Origin of the sequence: Marinobacter sp. 3-2 (genome assembly GCF_003751355.1) — a bacterium.
GTDB lineage: Bacteria > Pseudomonadota > Gammaproteobacteria > Pseudomonadales > Oleiphilaceae > Marinobacter > Marinobacter adhaerens.
Window position 1 is genome coordinate 136,971 of sequence record NZ_RJUQ01000011.1, and the last position, 21,577, is coordinate 158,547.

Below are 21,577 nucleotides of genomic sequence, written 5' to 3' on the forward strand. Positions count from 1 at the left end.
CGGCCGGTTTGATCGCGTCGGAGCGAAGAAACACAGGAGACGATATGCCGCTCAAAGCATTCCTGAAAATTACCCTGGCTGTCGCGGTTATGTCGACCGCAACCTCGGCCCGGGCAGACCTCGTTGTTCTGCAGTATCATCATGTCAGTGATTCAACGCCGCCCGCCACCAGCACGTCTGTATCCCTGTTCGAGGGCCAGTTGGACATGATCTCGGATCTGGAGCTGGACGTTGTGGATCTACAGGAAGGCACCGAAACAACGCTGGCCGGTACCGATGAACAAGGCAATCGCATCGCCATTACCTTTGATGACGCCTACGACTCCGTCTACCATACGGCGGCACCACTGCTGGCCGAAAAGGCCTACCCCTACACGATTTTTGTAAATACGGAAGCCGTTGGCCGAACCGGCTACATGACCTGGGATCAGATTCGGGAGTTGGCCGAAAGACCGGGCGTAACCATTGCCAACCACAGCGCTGACCATGGGCATCTTGCCCGTAAACCGAACGAAAGTCAGAGTGACTGGCAAGCCAGGGTTACCAGCAGTCTCGACTCAGCCCAGGCGACCCTCTCAAGGGAATTGAAGGCGCCTGCCCCCATGTTTGCGTACCCTTATGGCGAGTTCGACGAAGCACTGGAGCGCAAAGTGGCTGAGCGGGGCTGGTACGGTTTTGGCCAGCAATCTGGCGCCATCGGCCAACAAACCGAGAAAACCCGATTGCCGCGTTTCCCGATGGCAAACGCCTACGGCCAGTTGGGAAGCCTTGAAAACAAGCTTCGCAGCAAAGCCTTCCCTGTTGATACCGGCACGCTGCCGGACGGGGTGATTTCGGAGAATCCGCCGACCCTGGTTTTCCCGCTGGTTGATCCCATTGATGCCAACAGGTTGACCTGCTTTGCCTCCGGCCAGGGACGTATCGACTTTAACGTGACTGATGGCAATGTAGCGGTAGAGGCCCCTAAAGCCTTCAATAGCAGGAGATTCCGTTACAACTGCACCCACCCTGCAAGCGATGGCAGCTACTACTGGCTGTCGCAACAGTGGCTGGATCTTAGCAGGCCAGAGGACTGAAACCTCATTCCTCCACCTGCATCAGGCCGATTTCACCGTGGCTGATGTGGGGGATTTTGCGGGGGCCGGCGGGGGTTTCGATAACAGTCTGACCGTTCAGGTCTTCATCTCGTGTAAACAGGACCAGCCAACGCTCGTCCTGTCCCGGGAAAGCGGGCACCCATGCTTCCAGGTAACCGCGCCGATGCCAGTTCTCCGGGGTAAAATCCATCACCAGGTCTGTTACCAGTCTCAACGGTGTCATCGACTCATCAAGAAACACCAGCGAGGGCACAAACACGCCGTCTTTGGCGTAGGAGCGCAGGCGGATAACCAGACTGCGATGCGTGCCCGCGTCCGGGAGTTCAATCAGTTGATAGGGGCTGGTGCCGGTGAGAAACGGATGGGTGGCTGAGTCGTCAGAGAGAGAAATGCCGAATTCCCTTCCCGATTGCCAGCTTTGCCGATCAGGGACATCCATGGATTCACAACAGCTGGCTGAAAACCGGGCAAAAAAATCATCGGTTTTAGCTTCAATACCCAGTATCGCGAAGGCGTCCGGATCATAACCCTCTACGGGAGCAGCGCCCGCTACAGCGGGGCCTGTCTGGTAAACGCTGGCCTCGGTGATCTGAACAGGCGGTTCAACCAGCCCTTTCTCAAGGTCAGAGCGGGTATCTGGTCGGTAATAGCTAACGCGTACATTGCCCTCGGCGTCGCGCCAGGTGAAATAGGGCTGCCGCTCGCCCGGCCGAACGTAACCGTCTTTCGCAAGCGCTTCGGCATCCGGATAGTTTTCAAGCGTGTACTCGGTTTCTTCTTTCAGCCCTGTCCCGGGGCTCGCGTCACTCTCTGAGCGGGCCGGTCCCTCGGCGGACGCTTGATCACGGGACGCCCCAGCATGGTCGCCCGTCCCCCTGGTTGCAGCCTCAACGATCGGCGAATATCGAACCCTGCCCTGCTCGTCTACCCAGGTAAAATAGCCTTCCCTTTCGGTGATCGTGGAGCCCCCTATCTGGCAGCCTCCGAGCAAGGCGGCCAGGAAAAGGCACGAAGCGGGTTTCAATAGCGAAGCGTTCATCACTGCAAATGACTACCTTCAGGTTAATGGCACCACTCAGAACCTGGTCCGGAAACTCAAGCCAGCCATGACAACCCGCAGCGATGTCTTGATATCGAGCCCCGCATACGGGTTATAAATAATATTGGTGATATTGTCGCAGTTTACGTTACAGCTGGTGTCCGCGGGAATCGACTCCACCGAGTGAAGGTAACTGAGATTCATGTCAATCTCGGTGTCCTTGTCCCACTGGTACCCCATACCAATGCTGTAAAGATTCGCCCCACCAAACGGCGCCATGACCTGTCGCTGATCATCCGGGATAACGGAATCCCGTATTTCCACGCCGGCACGCAGGTCCAGACGGGAGGACGCATGAAACTCCATACCAAACGCCCAGTTCCACTGGCTCTTGAACCCCAGAGGCAGCCTCAGGGTGTTTGGAGTGGCATTGTCCGGTGACAGGATCCGCGCCGCATTGAGGAACTCCAGGTTGCGGTCGAACCGGAAAACGAAGGCATCCCACTGTTCGTAATCGGTCCAGCCGATGTCAGCGTTGAGGGTCAGCTTTGGATGCACATCAACGCTGATGCCGGTCTGGAAGTGCTGGGGGTAGACCAGATCCATACTGACGTTGCCGGATTCCTTGGGCGCACCTGACGGAAGACTCAGGATCGCCGAGGTAATCGCACCCAGCACGGATCCGTTAACGCTCTGCCAGAAGCCGGACCAGTCATCGGTGTACTGGATTTCGAAGGTGCCCTTCATGTTCATTTCAGCTTCAGAGGTATAGCTCGCCCCCCAGCTGAACCAATCAGTTGGCTCCCACATCACCCCTAGTGCATAGGTGGGTGACAGGGTTTCCTGAACATTGATGTTCAGGGCTCCAATGTCATCCCAAGGACCGACATTACCGCCACAAAGCGCTAGCCAGGGCTGCAGGGGCTCGTCACCACTCTCGCAGTTGAAGGCGTCCTGCAGAACTTCAGCCACCCCCAGCAGCAGGTTGGGCGCCCGCATGTACTGGTCTGCCGCGATTCCCATATGGGACAGGTGGATACCGGCACCCACGGACCAGTCGTCATTGATTTCATAACCAACCGTGGGTGAGAGATAAGTCGTGCGCTGCAGCGCCGTGGCCTGGGGCTGGTAACGGCCAGGGTCGTCCTTGTCGCGATAAAAGCCGGCCGCCAGCGGCAGGTAGAACGCATTACCAAAGGTCAGTTTCGAGCCCGGCGGGTTGATGCTGATCCCCGCCGAAGGGGCCAGGGCCGGCCCCGGAGGCGCGCGAAGAATACCGTATCCGGGCAAATACAGGGCCACGTTGTTGGAGTGGCTGTGAGTATTGGCAACAGGGTCCCGTTGCTTTCCGGTCAGCGGATCCGTTTCGAGGCCGTCGATACCGAAAATTTCATACCCTTCCGGCGCTGTGAAGTCTGCGTCAATGTCGAGATAGACGCTCATCAGGTTTACTTCCAGCTGGCGCCCGTCCAGTTTGGTCAGGCCCGCTGGATTGTAGTGAATGGCCATGATCCCCGGCGGATCGGCAGTCACGGCATTGCCGAGCGCCAGCGCCTTGGGGTGAATGGTCAGGTTCTGCGCCAGCTGGGCATGGGCACCACACGATAGGGTCGTGGCAATCAGCGCCGCGAGAATCTGACGGTTGTGGATTTTCTGTCCCATGAAGTCCTTCCCTTCCCGTAGATCGTCAACGACACCAATCACTCTTTGAGACCGGAGAAGTTAATGGGCAGGGAGACCCCAAGAGAAAAGTCCGGGGCGTCCTCGGTGAGACCAATCCCGAGACTGGTATTCACGATAGTGGTATCGCTGATGCGCGTTCCCAATGACATGCTAAGGAAACCGGTCATCTGGTCCTGGGCAACGGCCTGATCGCCATTGGAGAAAGTCAGAATGGTTTCATCGCTGTAGCTGAGCTGAGCGGAAATACTCAGTGAAATATCGTAAGACAGGGAATAGGCAAAACCCGCCGAGCCGGACAGCCCGAACCCTGGATCCACCTCTTCAAGAAGCCGCGCACCCCTTACCTGCTGCAGGTTTTCAGCCGGCAAGTTATAGGTGGCACTGACGGACCCAAAGATCACCACCGGATCGAGGACTTTGGAAAGGCTTGCGCCGCCGCCGATCGAATAGTAACCGCTACCAGTAGACAGCTGCTCGTTGATATCGATTTCGTAGGGACTGACGCCGGTCTTGGTGGACAGGGTTCCAAACAGTGTGGTCGACATCTTGCCAGGCACATAGGCGAACGGCTGCCAGCGCCCGGTAAATGAAATATCGCCAAAGTCATAGACGTTGAGCTCATCCTGAGTGTCGTATTTGACCACCAGCGGAATTCGGGTTCCGACCGTCAGGTTGTCCAGCAGGCCATAATCATAGGAAAAGGAATTCGTAAAGCTGTGGGTCGCCGATGGCACCACATCCAGGTTTCTCACCGATCCATTGGTAATGGCCAGGTCAAGACGCTGGTCCGCAGTGTAGGAATAATCGAACGAGTAATTCAGGGAATGAGAGCCCTTTTTCTGCAACGAATAGTTCTTCTCGGCAGCCTGGAACACTTCCTCCAGTTGTTGCGAAGCATCTTCGTCGCCCTCTTGTTTGGCCAGGGCTTCCCGCGCCTGATCCACACTCCCTTCCTGCGCCAGGGCCATGCCCGGAAGCAGACCTGCCGTGGAAACAAGGATAAAACCTCGCACAAACCAACGATTCATCCTGACTCCCTTATTTTATTTGTAGTGTTCCTGACCCGGGACTACCCGGTAAATTAGTTCCGACGGTAGTGCAACTGCTTGCGGGTGTTCTCCACACTGCCGTCGGGATTGTTTTTCTGGCGTTCAAGCAGATTCTGGATCCGCCGCTGGGTGGACTCGTGAAACGCCGGTATCCTTTCCAGCGCCAGAAGGGTCATTGTCTGGTCATCCACAAAGCGAAGGTCTTCTTCCTTCAGCTCGAGGTTGTCCAGTGGTTTATCGCTGCCCGGGAAGACAATGAAGAGCACATTGTCGTCCCACTTCTCCTCGAACTGAGCCAGCGTGAAGGAGATATTCCCCACCGAGGGGTCTGCCAGATAGGCACGCCCGTCGCGAATCGTCCTCAATACCACGAAGTGTTTGAAACCCGCGTGATGGATGGGCACGATCGCCGGGTGATCAAGATCCTTGAGGTCATCAATCGTTGCCCGGAAGCCGCCTGAGGGATAACCGAGCGCTGTCACCAGTCGCTTCATATCCAGCATGGAAAAGGCGCGACGTTCCACGATACGTTCGCTTTCGCCGTAATGAAGCAGCCCCTCCATGACCTGACGTTCCGACAGGGTCCGACCCAGGTAGAAGTTCAGCACGGTGGTCAGCGCTGCACTTCCGCAGCTGTAGTCATAGGCCTGACGAACGATGTTGCGGAACTTCTGCTCGACCAGTGGCTCGACCCTGACATCCGATCGCAACTTTATCGGGCTCGAATCCACGTCCTGCTCAATAACAATCTGACCCTTCTCAAAAGGCTCCACCACGGTGGCTTCCTGCACCATGGTGAATGTAAGAATGGATCCAGCGAGCACCAGCAGCATGTCAGACGAAGTCCCTGTTTTTATTGGCCCCGTTATTCATCGGGTTACATGTTGTTACGGTAAGATACCGAAAAGCCTGCGCCCTTAAAGATAACTGTGCCTCAAATCTGTCGCTGCAGGAGGGGCCTTACGGAGGGGAATTGAGAACTGCTTCAAGACATCGGGAGGAATAAGGCGGCAGGCCCGGTTGCCGGGCCTGATGAGGGTCAGAGGGTAAAGACCACTCCGAGTAGCAGATAGCTCAGGACAGTCACCACCACTATGCCGAGCAGGTTCAGGGCGAACCCAGCTCTGATCATGTCGCCGATCTGCATGTGGCCACTGGAGAACACGATGGCATTGGGCGGGGTAGCTACCGGCATCATGAAGGCACAACTGGCGGCAATTGCAGCCGGTACTGTCAGTAGCAACGGCGACACCCCCTGACTAAGGGCCAGCGCCCCCAGCAACGGCAGAAACGCCGCCGCAGTCGCTGTATTGCTGGTAACTTCGGTCAGAAAAATGATCACGCCAACCACCAGCAGGATCATGACGAGCATCGGCAGGGCGCCGGCCACTCCGAGACTTTGGGCGATCCACTCCGCAAGGCCCGAACTGCTGATCACGCCGGCCATGGCCAGCCCCCCGCCAAACAGGAGCAGTACGCCCCAGGGAATACCCTTTGCAGTTTCCCAGTCCAGCAGAAATTCACGGTTGCGGGTATTCACCGGGATCAAGAACATGGCGATGGCCGCAGCAATGGCAATGCCGGTGTCGCTTAGCCAGGGCATCAATCTGTCGGATAACAGAGGCCTGAAGATCCAGGCACTTGCCGTAACAAGGAACACCAGTGCCACGAGCTTTTCGCCCTTTCCGAGCGAGCCCAACGCCTCAAGCTCTTGCCGAATGGCCTTGCCACCGTCGCCAGAGTTGCCAAGACCGAAGTCCCGGCGGGTCAGCCACCACCACGCCAGAACCAACATTACGATCGTTACCGGAACGCCAAGAAGCATCCATTGGGCAAAGCCCACGGAGACGCCCTGGTTTTCGCTCAGGTAGGCGGCCAGCAAGGCATTTGGCGGTGTGCCAATAAGTGTGGCAATGCCACCGATACTGGCAGAATAAGCGATAGCCAGCAGCAGGGCCGTGGCATAACGCCGAACGCCCTCAGGGTTATCATTGGTATCCATCATGGCTGCCACCGACAGACCAATCGGCAGCATCATAATGGCGGTTGCCGTATTGCTGACCCACATGCTCAGAAAGGCCGTGGCCAGCATGAATCCGGCAATCTGGCGTCGGGGCTTGCTACCCACAGCCTTCAGCGTCATCAGGGCGATTCGCCGGTGCAGGTTCCACCTCTGCATCGCAAGCCCGAGGGTAAATCCCCCCAGGAACAGGAAAATGATTGGATTGGCATAGGGCTCGGTGGCTTCACCAACGGTTCCAAGCCCGAGCGCGGGAACCAGCACGATCGGTAACAGGGCAGTGGCGGGGATCGGAATGGCCTCGGTGGACCACCAGGTCGCCATGAGCAGCATCAATCCGAGGGCGGACCATGCTTGCCCAGACATGGTTTCAGGAGGTGGAAGGAGAATAGTCGCCAGAAGAAACGCGGCTCCGAGGATGAGCCCGATCACCTGGCTGCGGGGCATTCCCTCCGGTTGGTTGTCAGCATTGAGTTCTTCCGACATACAGTCCTGTTCCATTAATCAGACATTCCACTCCGGCTCGCGGCACAGCGTCATAGCTCCTGAAGCTGGCGATCATGAAAACGCCCAAGCAGGATAAGCGCCAGGATGGCCCCGGACAATGCCCAGGCCATATCCGACTGAGTGTCCCAGACGTAACCCTGGGTGCCCAGAAATGCCTCGGCGGCTTCATCGCTGAGCAAGGCTACCCACCATTCAATCAACTCGTAAAAGGCGCTTACAGCAAGGCAGAAGCAGACAATAAAAAACGCAGCCCAGCGGCGACTGGAGAACACCTCGAAGCTAATGACCACTTCCCTGGCGACCATTGCGGGGATAAAACCCTGCGCCAGATGGCCAAGCTTGTCGTAGTTGTTACGCTCCCAGTCGAACCATTCCCGAAACCAGTCGAACAAAGGTACTTCCGCATAGGTATAGTGCCCGCCAACCATCAAGATGATGGCATGCACCAATATCAACACATAAACCAGCGGCGTAAGTGGATAACGGAAGAAACACCAGACAACCGCTGCGAAACCAACGGCGGCAGGCAGCACTTCCAGAACCCATGTGGCCCGATCCGTGGGCTCGATGGCAGACCAGACAAATACAGCAAGGAAGACCACCACCCAGACTGCGGGTGCAAATCGCTGGCTCATAAGTTTCCTTTTGTCCGTGATTATCCAGAGGCCCCGGCGCGCAGGAAGTGTCCGTATCCAGATTCCCTGCCCAACGCAGGTTGCACCTCACCATTCGTTACCGCAGGCCGGCCATTGATCAGCACCTCTCTGACACAACCAGGGACACGGTTAACCATTCTTTCCAGTCCGAAGTTTTCCATCTCGCCCCATTCAACCTGCTCCAGATCCTGATCAAGGCCACGGGGATCAAGTACCGTTATATCGGCCCGGTCCCCTACCCTGATATGACCTGCATCAACGCCAAGCCAATCTGCCTGTTCGCCGGTCAATCGGTGCACGGCCCGTTCGAGGGACATGATCGGCTCGCCCTCCCCGTGGCTTTCATTCACCAGCTTCAGAAACCGAAGCGGCAAGTTGTAGAAGGCCATATTCCGGATGTGGGCGCCGGCATCGGAGAAGGTGATCAGCGCGCCCGGATTGGTTACCATTTTTCGGAGCCTATCCTTTCTGTGATTCCCCACCGTGGTAAACCAGCGCAGCGAACGTCCATGGGCCACCACCATGTCGAGGAAGAAATCGACAACGTGGATGCCGCGGTCTGCCGCCAGTTCAGCGAAGTTTCGCCCGACGACACTCTTGTCCGGGCAATCGAGAATGACAGCATCACCGAAATCCCGCTGCCAAACGCGCGGAGAGAGCTTTTCCTTATAGAATTTCCGGAACTTCCGGCGGTACTGTTCGTCCTTGAGGAGATCGTTGCGCTCAAGCTGATCCCGAATATCCAGGGCCATTTCACCGGCACCGAATTCTTCGAACAGCACGATATCCATGCCATCGGCATAGACCGTGAACGGTGTCGGGAGCAGCTGCCAGCGAAAATTACCTCCAAAGCTGTTGGCCAGCCATCCAACCAGACTCGCCATCGGTTTGACCGTGGGGTTACCCTTGAGGTCGATCATCGCAATGAGGGTTGTTTTCAGCGGCTTTCTCAACCAGCCCAGGGTCTCTTTCAGGTACTGGGTCACCTGCAACGGATTGGCCGCATTCGGTGCGCCCTGGTGCACCCGCCCGTACCGCCGCAAAAGTGCATTCAGACGGCTGACCTCCCGCCATCGGGCGTAGGTGCTTGGCAAGCTCTTGGACCACTCCCGATCACCGTCCACCTTGTCCCATTTCAGGCACATGGTGGAAAGACCGAGGAACCCTTCCTGAAGCGCCTCCTCCAGCAGAGCCTCCATTTTTTGCTGTTCTTCGGGAGTCGGCGTCACGTTCCTGTCGGTGGCGCGATGAAGACCCATCACGGCGGTTCTCAGATCACTGTGGCCAAGAAAGCTGATGACATTGGGCCCCAGTGGATGCTGGTCCATGAACGCCACCCACTCTTTTGGTGTCTGCCAGGACTTGTGCTGCTTCAGAATGGGCAGCACTTTTTCCCTCGGGACCGTTTCCACCCGGGTAAAAATATCCGAGGCGTCCTCCGGATCGGAACAGACCATGCTCAGGGAACAACTGCCGATCAGCACCGTGGTAACACCGTGACGCACGGATTCAGACAGGGACGGCGCTACCAGCAACTCGGCATCGTAATGGGTATGGGTATCGAGAAATCCCGGCGTTACCCAGCAACCGCTGGCGTCAATCGTGCGCGTCGCAAGGCCGGGTTCGGGCTGCTGGTCAAAGACTTCGGCAACCCGCCCATCTTTGATGCCAACATGGGCGATGCGTGAGGGGCCGCCGGTACCGTCAAAGTAGCGGCCGCCGACAATAAGCGTATCGAACTGGTTCACCGTGCCAGTCTCCTTTTTGTTTTTATGTGCCGTCAGTCTAGCCAGCCAAACGTGATATGTCCTCTCATTTTAGCCTGCGGACCGTGCAATGCAGGCCATTAACGAAGACGGATACGGCTGCCGTCTTCAAGCTGACGATCCGGGTGTCGGACGACGTTGTCTGCCTCAGTCAATCCTTTCTGGATAACTGTATGAAATCCGTTTGTGCGACCGACCGACACGTCTGTCAGAACCGCAATGTCATCGACAACGCGGAATACCTGGTGCTGCCCATCAGTGACAAAGATGGCGGATCCCGGAACCTGAAGGACATTGTCGGAACGCCAGAGCAGAAACTCGGCGTCTACCCGATAGCCGTCCCCCAGGCTTTGCCAGGCATCAGCAGGACTGGTGATATCCGCAACCACCTGTACCCGCCTTTCTTCCACACCCAGGGCCGACACATCCTCGAATCCAACCGGCTCAACGCGCCGGACGGAAGCGTCCAGGGTGCCGCCACCCCACCCGGTGAGGCGCGTCACCATACCGGGTTGGAGATTCACGGCATCAAAACTCAATACATCCACAACCACCTCAAGCGCCCCGGGATCCCCCAGTTCCAGAATGGCTTCACCGGCCTGAATCACACCCTCGCTTTTTCGCGCAATTCCCAAAACAGAGCCGTTTACAGGGGACCTGACCGGCACACGTTCAACCGCTCCATCGCCGTTCGCACGCGCGGCAGACACCTCAAGGCGGGTTCGGGCCGCTGCCAGTTCGTGGGCCATCACTTCTTCGTCAAAGCGCGCGGAACGCAGAATGGCCTGGGTTCTGGCCGCAGCGGCCCGGGCCTGCTGCAAACGCTCGTCGGAAACAAAACGATCATCACTGAGTGCCTGGAGGCGGGCCAGCTCACGCACGGCGAGGTCTGCTTCAGCCTCGGCCGCCGCCACTTTTTGACGAGTGGAGTTCAGCGCCGAGCGGGCCGACTGCACCTTGGCCTCTGCTTCGGCCCGACTTCGGGCATCAAGGGTGCTGGCAGGCATGGGGTCAACCTCCGTCAGCAGCTCTCCCGGAATCACCGGATCCCCCACTTCCAGCAATACCCTGTGCAGATAGCCGGCAACCGGTGATGAAACGACGTATCGGTCACGCACCCGCGTTTTGCCCTCCTCCTTGATAGTGATTTCCATGGGGCCACGGGTTACCGGCGCCAGATCCACCCAGACCGGATCCGGTCGGATCGTGACCACAACCGCAACACTGGCGAGCATTACAAACACCCCCCAGAACAACCATTTTCCGGCAAACCCTTTTTTCGCCATAACCTCAGTTCACTCCCCGATTGCTTTCGCACCTATTCCCGTGTTTTCAACACCGCTACCAGATCCAGCCGTTTCAGGCGCCACCAGGCAATGGCCCCGGAAGCGATCGCCGATACCACCACGACCAACGCGGACATGCCAAGTGTCTGGCTGGTGATCGTCAAGGGCACCCGATACAGTTCGGTTTGCATGGCAGTAACAATCATGAGCGCCAGACCCTGGCCAATCAGCCAACCGAGGGGAATGCCCAGAAACAGCAAAAGCGCAACCTCTCCCAACAATATATGCGCAACTTCATTCTGGGTGTATCCCAGCACTCTCAGGCTCGCCAACTCCCGACCTTTTTCCGCCAGTGAAATCCGGATCGTGTTGTAGACCACTCCAAAAGCGATGATTCCGCCCATCAGGCTGTTGAAAAAGGTGAACGTCAGGAAGGTTCTCGCCAGGGTGTCGTAGAAGCTGTCGAGCATGGCCTGCCGGATGCTCAGGCCAAGCACTCCCGGGGTTTCGCGAAGACTGTTATAAACTTCCGAAGCCTTGTCCGGGTCCAGGTTGATCAGGGCCTGATTGATCAGGGGCCCGTCCCCCAGTGCCCGGTTGAGGGCATCCAGATCCATGTAGGCACCAACCCCGAGAAACTCGCTGGTGATACCGGCGACCGGAACCATAACCGTTCGGCGGTCGCCCTCCAGGAGCTCCAGCTGCAGAACATCTCCTGGACCGACACCCAGTTCATCGGCCAGAAAATCGGTCAACAACAACCCCTCCCTGGGGAGCGGAACCGGCTGCAGGTCACTGTCGATGACAAATTGCAGGCGCGCCTCGGAGGGTATTCCGGTGACTGCGCTTCGCCACTCCCGATGGCCGGAAACAAGACGTGCCGGGACCGAGCGTCGCCCCTCCACGTAACGTATCCCGGCTTGCCGCTGCAAGCCGAACAACGCCGCGCTGTTCACCGGATCAATAAAGGTCGCGGACAGATCCTGTTGCTGAACCCGTGCAAACTGCGTGTGGACCATCAGGGACACCGAGTCGAACTGGAAGTTGCCCACCATCACGATGGCAGTGGCCATAGCGACCCCAGTCATGGATAACAGGGTCCGGACCGGACGACGGGAGAGCTGGCGCACAATCATTCGGGAGGGCTGGGCGAAACGGATTCCCGAGAGCAGCTTTTCCACTATGGTCACCCGGTACCTGGCGGGCCCCTCAGGCCTCATGGCTTCAGCGGGCGGCAGTGCCGCTGCCTGCCTGATGGCTCGCCAGGCACCGAGCCAGGCGACCACAATTGTCATCAGCCCCAGCAGCACAACCCATGCGGGGTCAATGCGAAACAACAGCCCCGGAAAGCGGTAATAATCCATGTACAGTTCGCCGAGAGAGCGTCCAAGCCATAGGCCAAGGCCAAGCCCCGCCAGCAAACCGATGACGGCGATCACGATGACCAGTTTGCTGTAATGCCAGGCGATCTGACGGTTGCTATAGCCGAAGGCCTTGAGTACCGCGACGATATCCCGTTGGGTGCTGATCAGACGGCCAATCACCACATTCAACAAAAACATGGCGACACTCATGAAAATGAGGGGGAAAACCGTCGCCATGGTTTTCAGCTGATTGAGCTCGTCACTCAGAAAACGGTGGGAAAACTGGTCGTCCCGGCCAAAAGCCCCCGTTGCCCCATACCGGGCCAGCAATCGATCCAGAGCATCAATGACGGAGGCAGCAGAATGGCCAGGTTTGAGCGTCACCACCAGGCTGTTGAAAGCGCCCCGCATATCCATGGCGGATTCCAGGGACTCTCTGTTCATCCAGAGAACACCATACCGCTGATAGTCCGGCAGCATACCGCCCGGAGGAATGACGTAGATGAATTCCGGAGACTCAACAATGCCGGTTATCGTAAGAGCCTGCCGGCGGCCGTTGATAATGGCTTCAAACTGATCTCCCAGAACCAACTCATGCGCTTCGGCAAAGCTTCCGATCACTGCGATCTCCTGGCTTCGACCAGCAGCCGGGAGCCGTCCCTGGCGAATAAAAAGGCGGTTGACGTCAGGCTGACCTTCCGGCGGAACAGACACCAGGCGAGCCGACACCGGATCCGGGAACCCGGGTATTTCCAGTTTCGCAGCGCCTTCGACCCGCCCCTCGTACCTGGCGATACCAGACAGCGCAGCGATGTCCTTGAGGGTATGGCGTGGAGCCCGTTTGACCGGCGCAAAGACCTCGGCAAATTCGTGTTGTTCGTAATACTGGGCTCTGGTTGCCAACAGCGATGAATAGTTCACGAGAGACATCACGCACACGCCCACGCCTCCGGCAATAACCAGTGCGATGGCCAGTACCTGACCGCGCATCTGCCAGAGTTCCCGCCGTAACTTTACGTTCAGAACCGTGTTCAATCCCTTCGGGGACATCGCTGTTACTCTTCAGTGCCATTACCAGGACAAAGTGCGGGGGTCCTGGCGACGTTCATTAAGACGCTCACCGCTGATGTTGCCGTCCGAGAGCGTTATCACGCGATCCGCCATGCCGGCGATGGAAGCATTGTGGGTAATGATGACGGTAGTCGTGCCGGTCTCCCGGTTGGCTTTGTCCAGTGCCTCGAGCACCAATACGCCGGTGGCGGAATCGAGGGCGCCGGTTGGCTCGTCGCACAGGAGTACATCCGGTCGTTTGGCAATGGCCCGGGCAATGGCAACGCGCTGCTGTTCACCACCGGAAAGCTGGGCCGGAAAATGGTCAATGCGGCTCTTGAGCCCAACCAGTTCAAGTGCCTCTTCCGGCGTCATTGGATTGGTCGCTATCTCGTTCACTGCCGCCACATTTTCCCTGGCGGTGAGGCTGGGAATGAGATTATAGAACTGGAACACGAAACCCACGTGTTCACGGCGATAACGGGTGAGTTCGCGGTCGCCGGCAGTACTGAGATCAAAATCCCGATACCGGACTTCGCCGGTCGATGGCACATCCAGCCCGCCAAGAATGTTAAGGAGTGTGGATTTGCCAGAACCGGAAGCGCCCAGCATGACGACCAGTTCGCCGCCATAGAGATCCAGATCTACGCCACGGAGGGCATGAACCTGAACCTCCCCCTGATCATAGGTTTTCGTCAGGCCCCGGGTCTGGAATACGGCCGAGCCGGTCGTGGATGCCTGCAGTGGCTCCATGGTGTCACTCAGTCTTCGGCACAGTCCACGCAAACCGTGGTATATGGCAGAACCTGCAAGCGGCGTGGGTCAATGGCCTCGCCGCAGGATTCGCATTCGTCACCCACACCGTTATCAATCCGAGCCAGTGCATGTTCAATCTGAGCGAGTTCGGAACGGGTTTCGGTTTCCAGCGAATCGACCACTTCGTCGTTCTGGGTCTGGGTAGCCTGCTCCTCGAAATCCTTGTCTAACGCGCCCCCTTCCCGATGCTGATGCGCCTCATAACGGGAAAGTCTGGCCGTCAGGTCGGCTCTCAGTGTTTCAAGTTCGGATTTCCGGTTGGTCATATGGCGCCTCCTGCCTTGCCGGGAAAACATGTTCCTACAGTAAAGCATAAGCTGAACCCGGGATTGATGCTTGTCAAAATTGCGTCACGCAGGATGAGGCAGAATAGAATTCCATCAAACCCATACGCAAAGGAGTTGTGACCATGAACACCGAGCTTTTCGAAAAAGCGACCCGTCTGAACGAAACCCTGTTCGAACAATTTGGCAAGGCTGCAGAAATGCAGGTGAACGCCTTCCGACGCTATGCCGATGTCACCATGGAGCAGGCTAAAAAGGTATCGGAGGTCCGTGATCTGGAGAGTCTGAAAAGCCTGACTGGCGATCAGGCGGAAACCCTGAAATCACTGAGCGAGCAGTTCACCGCAGACTGGAAAGCCTGGCAGGACTACTTCAACGAAAGCAGGGAGCAGATTCAGAAGGTGTTCGAGAAAGCACCCGAGGCACCGGCCAAACCCGGCCCGAAAACCGCCAAATAAGGGATAGTTATGTTCGGTCTGGATACGCTCGGGAAAGCCGTAGGTCAGCTCGTCAACGGCTTCGAAACCAACGTCCGCCAGGGACAGCAGCAACTGGAGAAAGCATTGGGAGATGCTGGCGTCCTGGATGCGGCAACGCTCTCCACGATAACGGAAATGTCCGATGCCTACCGCACAATGGCCGAGGACCTGCTCCTGCACCCGCTCCGGTTTGCAGGAGCGGAACTGGATCTGGCCCGCAAACATGCCGCGCTGGGGTACTACACCCTTGTACGGCTCGTGGGCAAGGACAAGAAGCCCGTTGTCGAACCAGAGGCCGACGACCGACGCTTCCAGGCCGAGGAGTGGCACAAGCATCTACCTTTTGATGTCCTCCACCAGGCCTATCTGATCAACTCACAGGCCTTTCTGAACTGGGCGGCCGGCATGGAAGGGATTCCCCCGGCAGGACGAGACCAGATGCTGTTCTACGCCCGACACCTGACCAGCGCACTGTCACCCTCGAATTTCCCGGCCACGAATCCGGAAGTGCTCAGGATTACCTGGGAACGCAAAGGGATGAACCTGATCGACGGTGGACGGCAGCTGATCGAAGACCTGCGCCAGAATCCTTCCCTGTTCAATGTTGGCATGACTGATCGCTCTGCCTTCGAGGTGGGACGTAACCTGGCAACTACCCCGGGCAAGGTCGTGTTCCAGAACGAACTGATGCAGTTGATCCAGTACTCGCCAACAACAGAGACCGTCAGCAAACGCCCGTTGCTGATTGTTCCGCCATGGATCAACAAGTACTACATCCTGGACCTCACCGCCAGGAACTCCTTTATCCAGTGGTTGGTCAACCAGGGACAGACTGTTTTTATTATTTCCTGGCGAAATCCCGGGCCCTCCCTGCGGGACAAAGGCTGGGAAGACTACATGGAACTCGGGCCACTGGCGGCCATGGATGCGGTTACCGAAGCCACCGGCGAAGACCAGATGAATCTGATCGGCTATTGCATCGGTGGCACCCTGCTGGGCTCAACATTGGCCTGGCTCAAGAAAAAAGGCCGTAATCCGGTAGCCAGTGCTACCTATCTGACGACACTTCTGGACTTCTCGGACCCTGGCGGAATCGGTGTCTTCATTAACGACCACTCGATCCGGGGTATTGAGAAAATGCTGGAGCGCAAGGGCTACCTGGACGGTCGCGCTATGGCGTTCACGTTTAACCTGTTGAGAGAAAACGAGCTGTTCTGGTCGTTCTGGACCAATAACTACCTTAAAGGCCAGAAGCCCGCGGCTTTTGACCTGCTGTACTGGAACACCGACGGCACCAACCTGCCAGCGCGAATGCACAGTTACTATCTGCGCCAGATGTACCTGAATAATCGTCTGGTGAAACCAGATTCCCTGAATCTGCTCGGCGAGTCCATCAACCTGTCCGAAATCGATGTACCCTCTTTTTTCCTGTCCGCCAGACAGGATCACATCGCCAAATGGAAAACCACCTACAAAGGGGCGCTGGCCCACGGCGGTGATGTCCGCTTTGTGCTCTCCGGCTCCGGCCATATCGCTGGCGTGATCAACCCGCCCTACAAGGAAAAGTACGGCTACTGGACCAATGACACCCTGGTGCCGGATGCAGACGCCTGGTTCGAGAAGTCCGAACACCATCCGGGATCCTGGTGGCCTCACTGGCTCGAGTGGATTGCCCGTTTCTCAGACGGCGACGTGCCGGCTCGCATCCCCGGCGAAGGGAAACTTCCTGCGATTGAGGATGCACCCGGCAGCTACGTCAAAGTCAAAGCTGCCGAGGCCGTGAAGCAGTAGAGCTCTGCGTGGCCCGCATTCCTGCGGGCCAACGTATCTCGCCCCGCTTCCGCCGTTGTGGCACTATGGCCCGCTTGATGAACGGCGGAGAACCTCCCGATGTTTTATACCACCCTCGCGGCGATCGTGGTCGCCATGATCCTGTTTGCCTGGCTCGGACTCAGAGCCCGTCTCGCCGACGGCGGACTGGATGACTATGTAACGGCAAGAAACAGTCAGGGAGCCAGGGCCCTCGGACTGTCCTTCCTCGCTTCCGGCATGGGCGGCTGGATTCTGTTTGCCCCGCCTGAGGTTGGCGCACTGGTCGGCCCTCTGGCCTTGGCTGGCTATGCCCTGGGCGCCGCATTGCCGTTTATCGTGTTCGCCTTCTGTGGCCCCGCTATTCGCCGCTTCCTTCCGGAGGGACGCAGCATCGGCGAATTCGCCAACGCCTGTTATGGCAATGGCGTACGCCGCTACGTTTCGACGATCTCGGTACTCTATATGCTTTGCTTTCTGACCGCGGAGCTTACTGCCATTGGTGCCATAACGTCGCTGCTTTCCGGTATTGATGGCGGCATTGTGGTCATTGGCGTTGCCATAACCACACTGGTATACACCGCTGTCGGTGGTCTCAGGGCCAGCATCGTTACTGACCAATGGCAGGCGCTGTTACTGATCGGCTTGCTGGCTATCGTCAGTTTTGTTGCCGTAGGCAAGCTTCCGGACGCAGCACCCGCAGCGCTACCGGATATCCCTGCGTCGGCGGCCCTGAGCGTGGCGCTGACTCTGGTAATTGCCGTCACCGCCGCCAACCTGTTCCACCAGGGATACTGGCAGCGTTTATGGTCGGCTCGTGATACGGACGCCCTGAGCCGCGGCGCGTTGTTGGGCGGCGTGGTCACCATCGCCGTTGTCGCCGTGGTTGGCGGGCTGGGAATACTGGCGGCCATGAGCGGCGCCGACCTTGGCAGCCCGCCGATTCCGTTTTTTGCCTTGCTTGCTGATGCGCCGGCCTGGCTCGCTTTGCCGGCCCTGATCCTGGCCATCACACTCGTGGCATCCTCGGTGGATACCCTGCAGAACGCACTTGCGTCGCTGGCGGTTACCGAAAAACAGGGGTTGTCCATTGTAAGTGCCCGATGGTTTACCGTGCTGCTGATGATTCCTGTGGTTCTGGTGGCACTTCAGGGGATTTCCGTGCTGCGGCTATTTCTGATCGCAGACCTGCTTTGCGCCACGGCGGTTCTGCCTGTACTGATGGGGCTCTGGGGAAAAATGACCACGAAGGCGGCGATCCTGGGCTGTCTGGCGGGACTTTTCGGCGCGATTCTGCCCGGATGGATTACCGGTGGCAGCCTGATGGCCGGATTGGAAGCTGCCAGCTTCCCCGGCAGCATTCCCACCCTGATGCCTTTCGTTGGTGCCCTGGTAGGCTCCGGACTGGTCAGTGTCGTGATCGCGACCACAACCCGGAAACGCTAAGCGGCATCCTTGCTGTCCAGCGCCCTAGCTGGACAGCAATTCGATCGGATAACGGATCTTGGTTTGATCAACGCCCGGTCGGGCCCCGAAATCCACCAACCTCAGACGATTGCAGATCTTGCTCTCCAGCGCCGGCTCATTGAGTGTAGATTCCACCACCGAACAACTCGATACTGCACCGTTCGGCTCAATGACCAACTCCGGGGTAATACTTCCCTGCAGCGACGGTTTGCGCCGAAGCTCCCGGTTGTAGATGCTGTAGATCGCAGATTTGTTGGCATCCATGGTCCGGCGCAACTCTTCCTTGCTCCGGGTTCTGGCCGCAGTTTCCTGCTGTTCCTTGCGTGCCGCCTCTTTCACCGCAGCAACTCTCTCTGCTTCGGCAACTTCCGCGCGCTGACGCTCGGCCAGGGCGACCTGACCGGCCTCCCGGTTGAGCACTTCCTCGTTCACCCCACTGCTCTTCGCGCTCGCGGTCGCGCGCGAGGCCAAAGTATCACCGGTTTTGCGGGCAATAGGTTCCGCTGTATTGGCAACCGGGCCATCCAGCTTGACCGACTCCGCCAGCGAACTGAGTTTCTTCAGTTCGTTCCCCATTGCGAGAATACCGGTATTCTTTGCCTTCTCCCGCGCCTTGGCGACCTCTTCAGGCTTGGGTTCTGGCTTGGGCTCCGGTTTTTCGGCTACCTGAGGCTCCGGCTCGGGTTCCGGCATCACCGGTTCAGGAACCGGCTCCGGCTTGGGCTCTGGTTTGGCCTGTTCCACCGGCTTTTCCTCAGGCTTCGGCGGTTCGGGCTCCGGCTCGGGCATCACCGGTTTTGGGGGCTCCTTTTTCTCGATGATCAGCTTGGCCAGCTGAGGCGGCAGAGCTTCCTGTTCCTGCCTGTCACGTTCTGGCAGCTCTACCCAGCTGACATAACCTGCAATTGCAAGGAACAATGGCATCACAAAAACAGCGGCGGCCAACAACCGCTTACGTTCACCACGCTCCTGATTCCAGGGCAATCCGTACCGATAATCCATCATGGTCAGGCTCCCTGTTCCGCACGCTGATTAACCGCCAGGGAAATACTGGCGTAACCGGCGTCCACACAGGTGGACATGATTTTTTTCAGCAGCTCGTAGGGCAGTTCGCGGTCTGCAAGAATGGTAATGGGTCGACCCGCATCCGGGGCAGGTGCCGACGAGCGACTGGCCTGATAGTCCAGCTCCTGCTTCAGGGCAGGCTCCACCTGTCCGTCAAACGTCTGGAAGGCGTCGCGTTTCACTACCAGCCGACCGTTCACCAGGATATCCCGGTCTGTGACGGTCAGGGCCAAGACATCACCAGGAGGTTGCTGAGCGGTGGAATCCGGCAGTTTGATAGTGTTGTTCTGGTTCAATACCTGTACGTCGGAGGAGGAGTTCACCATCAGGAAGAACACCAGGATGGTGAAGATATCCATCAACGAGACCAGGTTCATCTTTCCCTGGCTTTTGTTGCGCCGGTAATGGCGTTTCTGGCGGCGGGCCTTGGCAGATTCTTTCATGAACTCACCTCCGCGGATCCCGAAGGCTGTGCGGGCGCATCGCCGAGAGAGATCTCGGGGAACAGCTCCGCTTCAACCACACTACCAGCCACAACCGCCTCGTATGAGCGCACCGTGTCCATCACCGAGACCAGAGACTGATAGGACGTCTGCCGGGACGGCATAATAATCACATCCTTCTTGTCCGGCACACGGCTCTTGATTTCCTTCATGACATCCTTGAGCAGAACGAAATCATACTCGCCCTCGCGCTGGGGGATGCTCTTGATCACGCCGCCCTGGTTATCCGCGACGACCAGGCGATCCTCATAGATCACCACCTGGATCTGCAGCTCTTCCGCCTGCTCGCCCGACAGGCTCTCACCGGTCGGGAAGTTGAGTTCCAGAACGCTGGTGTGGGCGAACACCATATTCAGCAGCAGTACCGGCACCAGCACAATCATGAGATTCATGAAGGGCGTGATGTCGAGATCGGCCTCACTTTGTAGGCGACGATGTTTCCGTCTCATGGCCTGACATCCTTCTGGCTGGTTATCAGGCCGGGCTACCGGCCGGAGTCGCTACCTGTGCCGGCGCAGCGGCATTCTGTCCCTGTGGTTGAGCGGCGGTCTTACTCCCGGAACCATCGCTGAGGAGGTTCAGGACCTTGATGCCCGCCATCTCAAAGCTGTCGACGATCTCATTGGTCTTGGTCTGCAGCAGTGAGTGGATCAGCAGCATGGGAATTGCAGACATAAGGCCGAAGGCGGTGGTGTTCATGGCAACCGAGATACTCTGAGACAGAAGGCTCGCCTTCTGGGCCGGATCCGCTGCAGCTACCGCGGTAAACGCTGCAATCAACCCAATAATGGTACCCAGCAGGCCGAGCAGCGTGGCAATGTTGGCCAGCGTGGCCAGATACTGGGTACGCTTTTCCAACCGCGGCATCACATCCAGCAACCCCTCTTCCATCGCGTATTCGATCTCTTCACGACCCTGGCGGCGGGCCAGGCGCTGAAGGCCGAAGCCGATCATCGTCGACATGGCACTACCGGATTCCTGGGTGTAGTTCAGGGCGCCCTTCAGATCACGCTTGGCGATCATCTGATGCAGGCGGTTGAAGTCCCGTCGGTTGGTCAGTTTCTGGGCGGAAAGGTAAACGTAACGTTCAATGGCAACAATGAGTCCGACAATCAGCACAACCGCAATCGGAAACATAAAAAAGCCACCTTCCTGGAAGAAGCGAACGGCGGTATCGATCATTTTCTGGGCACTCCATGGTCCGGTTTTCAGATCAGTCTAAGCGCGTCACTCCCCTGCAAGGGTAAGTTCGCGAAAGTCTGTGTGAGGGTTTGTTTAATCTTGCGCAGGAACACACTCATGACGTGACAGGCATCACACTCTACTGCCCTGTGTTGGCCTGTGTCTGTTTGATAAACACTTCGTGATACTTGATAAAACGCTGGAACTCATAGCGTTCCAATGGCCGGAGACCCTGATCAACCATCAGGCGCTCTTCTGGCGCACGCAACTCGTCCACTTCCGGTGGCTGCCAGGGCACCAGATACATCACCGTAGGCACTTCCTGATCGCCACGGATTCGCGTGCCCTCAATGGTAACCACACCCGGGGCGTCCTGGGCGAAGACCATCGGCGCCGTGGGCACCAGCGCGGAAACTGCCAGAGCGATTAGCGCGAGACGTTTCATATCACATAGT

General features: G+C 57.8%; 20 protein-coding genes. 4 read left to right on the forward strand and 16 right to left on the reverse strand.

Annotated features, from left to right (window positions below; all coding sequences use genetic code 11):
• The first annotated feature begins 44 nt into the window (after nt 1-44).
• Nucleotides 45-1,076, forward strand: a complete 1,032-nt coding sequence (locus EDB94_RS02460; RefSeq protein WP_108017369.1) for a polysaccharide deacetylase family protein — start codon at nt 45-47, stop codon at nt 1,074-1,076.
• Between the two features lie 4 nt (nt 1,077-1,080).
• On the opposite strand, the gene EDB94_RS02465 is transcribed toward EDB94_RS02460, so the two are convergent.
• From EDB94_RS02465 to EDB94_RS02515, 11 genes are all read right to left on the reverse strand, one after another.
• Entirely contained in the window at nt 1,081-2,136 is a 1,056-nt protein-coding gene (locus tag EDB94_RS02465) for a MalM family protein (protein ID WP_108017370.1), read from the reverse strand.
• A 36-nt stretch (nt 2,137-2,172) separates the two neighbouring features.
• Nucleotides 2,173-3,798, reverse strand: coding sequence for an OmpP1/FadL family transporter (locus EDB94_RS02470; RefSeq protein WP_108017371.1), 1,626 nt, complete (start codon nt 3,796-3,798; stop codon nt 2,173-2,175).
• A 38-nt stretch (nt 3,799-3,836) separates the two neighbouring features.
• A complete protein-coding gene (locus EDB94_RS02475; protein WP_053112282.1) occupies nt 3,837-4,847 on the reverse strand; it encodes a hypothetical protein in 1,011 nt (336 codons plus the stop codon).
• A 53-nt stretch (nt 4,848-4,900) separates the two neighbouring features.
• Nucleotides 4,901-5,701 carry a C39 family peptidase gene (locus EDB94_RS02480; protein WP_014577465.1) on the reverse strand — a complete coding sequence of 267 codons (801 nt, stop codon included), beginning with the start codon at nt 5,699-5,701 and terminating at the stop codon, nt 4,901-4,903.
• Between the two features lie 206 nt (nt 5,702-5,907).
• A complete protein-coding gene (locus EDB94_RS02485) occupies nt 5,908-7,374 on the reverse strand; it encodes a DASS family sodium-coupled anion symporter (RefSeq protein WP_108017916.1) in 1,467 nt (488 codons plus the stop codon).
• Between the two features lie 50 nt (nt 7,375-7,424).
• Nucleotides 7,425-8,030 (reverse strand): DUF2238 domain-containing protein, encoded by a 606-nt coding sequence (locus EDB94_RS02490; protein ID WP_108017372.1) that lies wholly within the window; start codon nt 8,028-8,030, stop codon nt 7,425-7,427.
• Between the two features lie 20 nt (nt 8,031-8,050).
• Nucleotides 8,051-9,799 carry an amidohydrolase family protein gene (locus EDB94_RS02495; RefSeq protein WP_014577468.1) on the reverse strand — a complete coding sequence of 583 codons (1,749 nt, stop codon included), beginning with the start codon at nt 9,797-9,799 and terminating at the stop codon, nt 8,051-8,053.
• 98 nt (nt 9,800-9,897) lie between these two features.
• Nucleotides 9,898-11,103 (reverse strand): efflux RND transporter periplasmic adaptor subunit, encoded by a 1,206-nt coding sequence (locus EDB94_RS02500; protein WP_108017373.1) that lies wholly within the window; start codon nt 11,101-11,103, stop codon nt 9,898-9,900.
• Nucleotides 11,104-11,135: 32 nt separating this feature from the next.
• On the reverse strand, nt 11,136-13,517 hold the full coding sequence (locus tag EDB94_RS02505) for an ABC transporter permease (protein WP_108017374.1): 2,382 nt from the start codon (nt 13,515-13,517) through the stop codon (nt 11,136-11,138).
• 21 nt (nt 13,518-13,538) lie between these two features.
• Nucleotides 13,539-14,270, reverse strand: a complete 732-nt coding sequence (locus tag EDB94_RS02510; protein WP_108017375.1) for an ABC transporter ATP-binding protein — start codon at nt 14,268-14,270, stop codon at nt 13,539-13,541.
• An 8-nt stretch (nt 14,271-14,278) separates the two neighbouring features.
• Entirely contained in the window at nt 14,279-14,599 is a 321-nt protein-coding gene (locus EDB94_RS02515; protein ID WP_008174687.1) for a TraR/DksA family transcriptional regulator, read from the reverse strand.
• 143 nt (nt 14,600-14,742) lie between these two features.
• On the opposite strand from EDB94_RS02515, the gene EDB94_RS02520 reads away from it, so the two are divergent.
• From EDB94_RS02520 to EDB94_RS02530, 3 genes are all read left to right on the forward strand, one after another.
• Entirely contained in the window at nt 14,743-15,075 is a 333-nt protein-coding gene (locus EDB94_RS02520; RefSeq protein ID WP_108017376.1) for a phasin family protein, read from the forward strand.
• A 9-nt stretch (nt 15,076-15,084) separates the two neighbouring features.
• Nucleotides 15,085-16,887 carry an alpha/beta hydrolase gene (locus EDB94_RS02525; protein ID WP_108017377.1) on the forward strand — a complete coding sequence of 601 codons (1,803 nt, stop codon included), beginning with the start codon at nt 15,085-15,087 and terminating at the stop codon, nt 16,885-16,887.
• A 99-nt stretch (nt 16,888-16,986) separates the two neighbouring features.
• A complete protein-coding gene (locus EDB94_RS02530; protein WP_108017378.1) occupies nt 16,987-18,351 on the forward strand; it encodes a sodium:solute symporter family transporter in 1,365 nt (454 codons plus the stop codon).
• A gap of 24 nt (nt 18,352-18,375) precedes the next feature.
• Here the strand turns inward: EDB94_RS02530 and EDB94_RS02535 are convergent, their stop codons facing one another.
• The 5 genes from EDB94_RS02535 to EDB94_RS02555 all read right to left on the reverse strand — a co-directional run bounded on the left by EDB94_RS02535 (nt 18,376) and on the right by EDB94_RS02555 (nt 21,567).
• Nucleotides 18,376-19,377, reverse strand: a complete 1,002-nt coding sequence (locus EDB94_RS02535; protein WP_008174678.1) for an AgmX/PglI C-terminal domain-containing protein — start codon at nt 19,375-19,377, stop codon at nt 18,376-18,378.
• 2 nt (nt 19,378-19,379) lie between these two features.
• Complete coding sequence (locus EDB94_RS02540) at nt 19,380-19,880, reverse strand: biopolymer transporter ExbD (RefSeq protein WP_008174676.1); 501 nt, start codon at nt 19,878-19,880, stop codon at nt 19,380-19,382.
• Nucleotides 19,877-20,389: a biopolymer transporter ExbD gene (locus tag EDB94_RS02545; protein WP_108017379.1), complete on the reverse strand. Its 513-nt coding sequence runs from the start codon at nt 20,387-20,389 to the stop codon at nt 19,877-19,879. The genes EDB94_RS02540 and EDB94_RS02545 overlap by 4 nt, the downstream gene beginning before the upstream one ends.
• Before the next feature lie 25 nt (nt 20,390-20,414).
• Nucleotides 20,415-21,122, reverse strand: coding sequence for a MotA/TolQ/ExbB proton channel family protein (locus EDB94_RS02550; RefSeq protein WP_014577476.1), 708 nt, complete (start codon nt 21,120-21,122; stop codon nt 20,415-20,417).
• Between the two features lie 139 nt (nt 21,123-21,261).
• Nucleotides 21,262-21,567, reverse strand: coding sequence for a hypothetical protein (locus EDB94_RS02555; protein ID WP_108017380.1), 306 nt, complete (start codon nt 21,565-21,567; stop codon nt 21,262-21,264).
• Nucleotides 21,568-21,577: the final 10 nt, after the last annotated feature.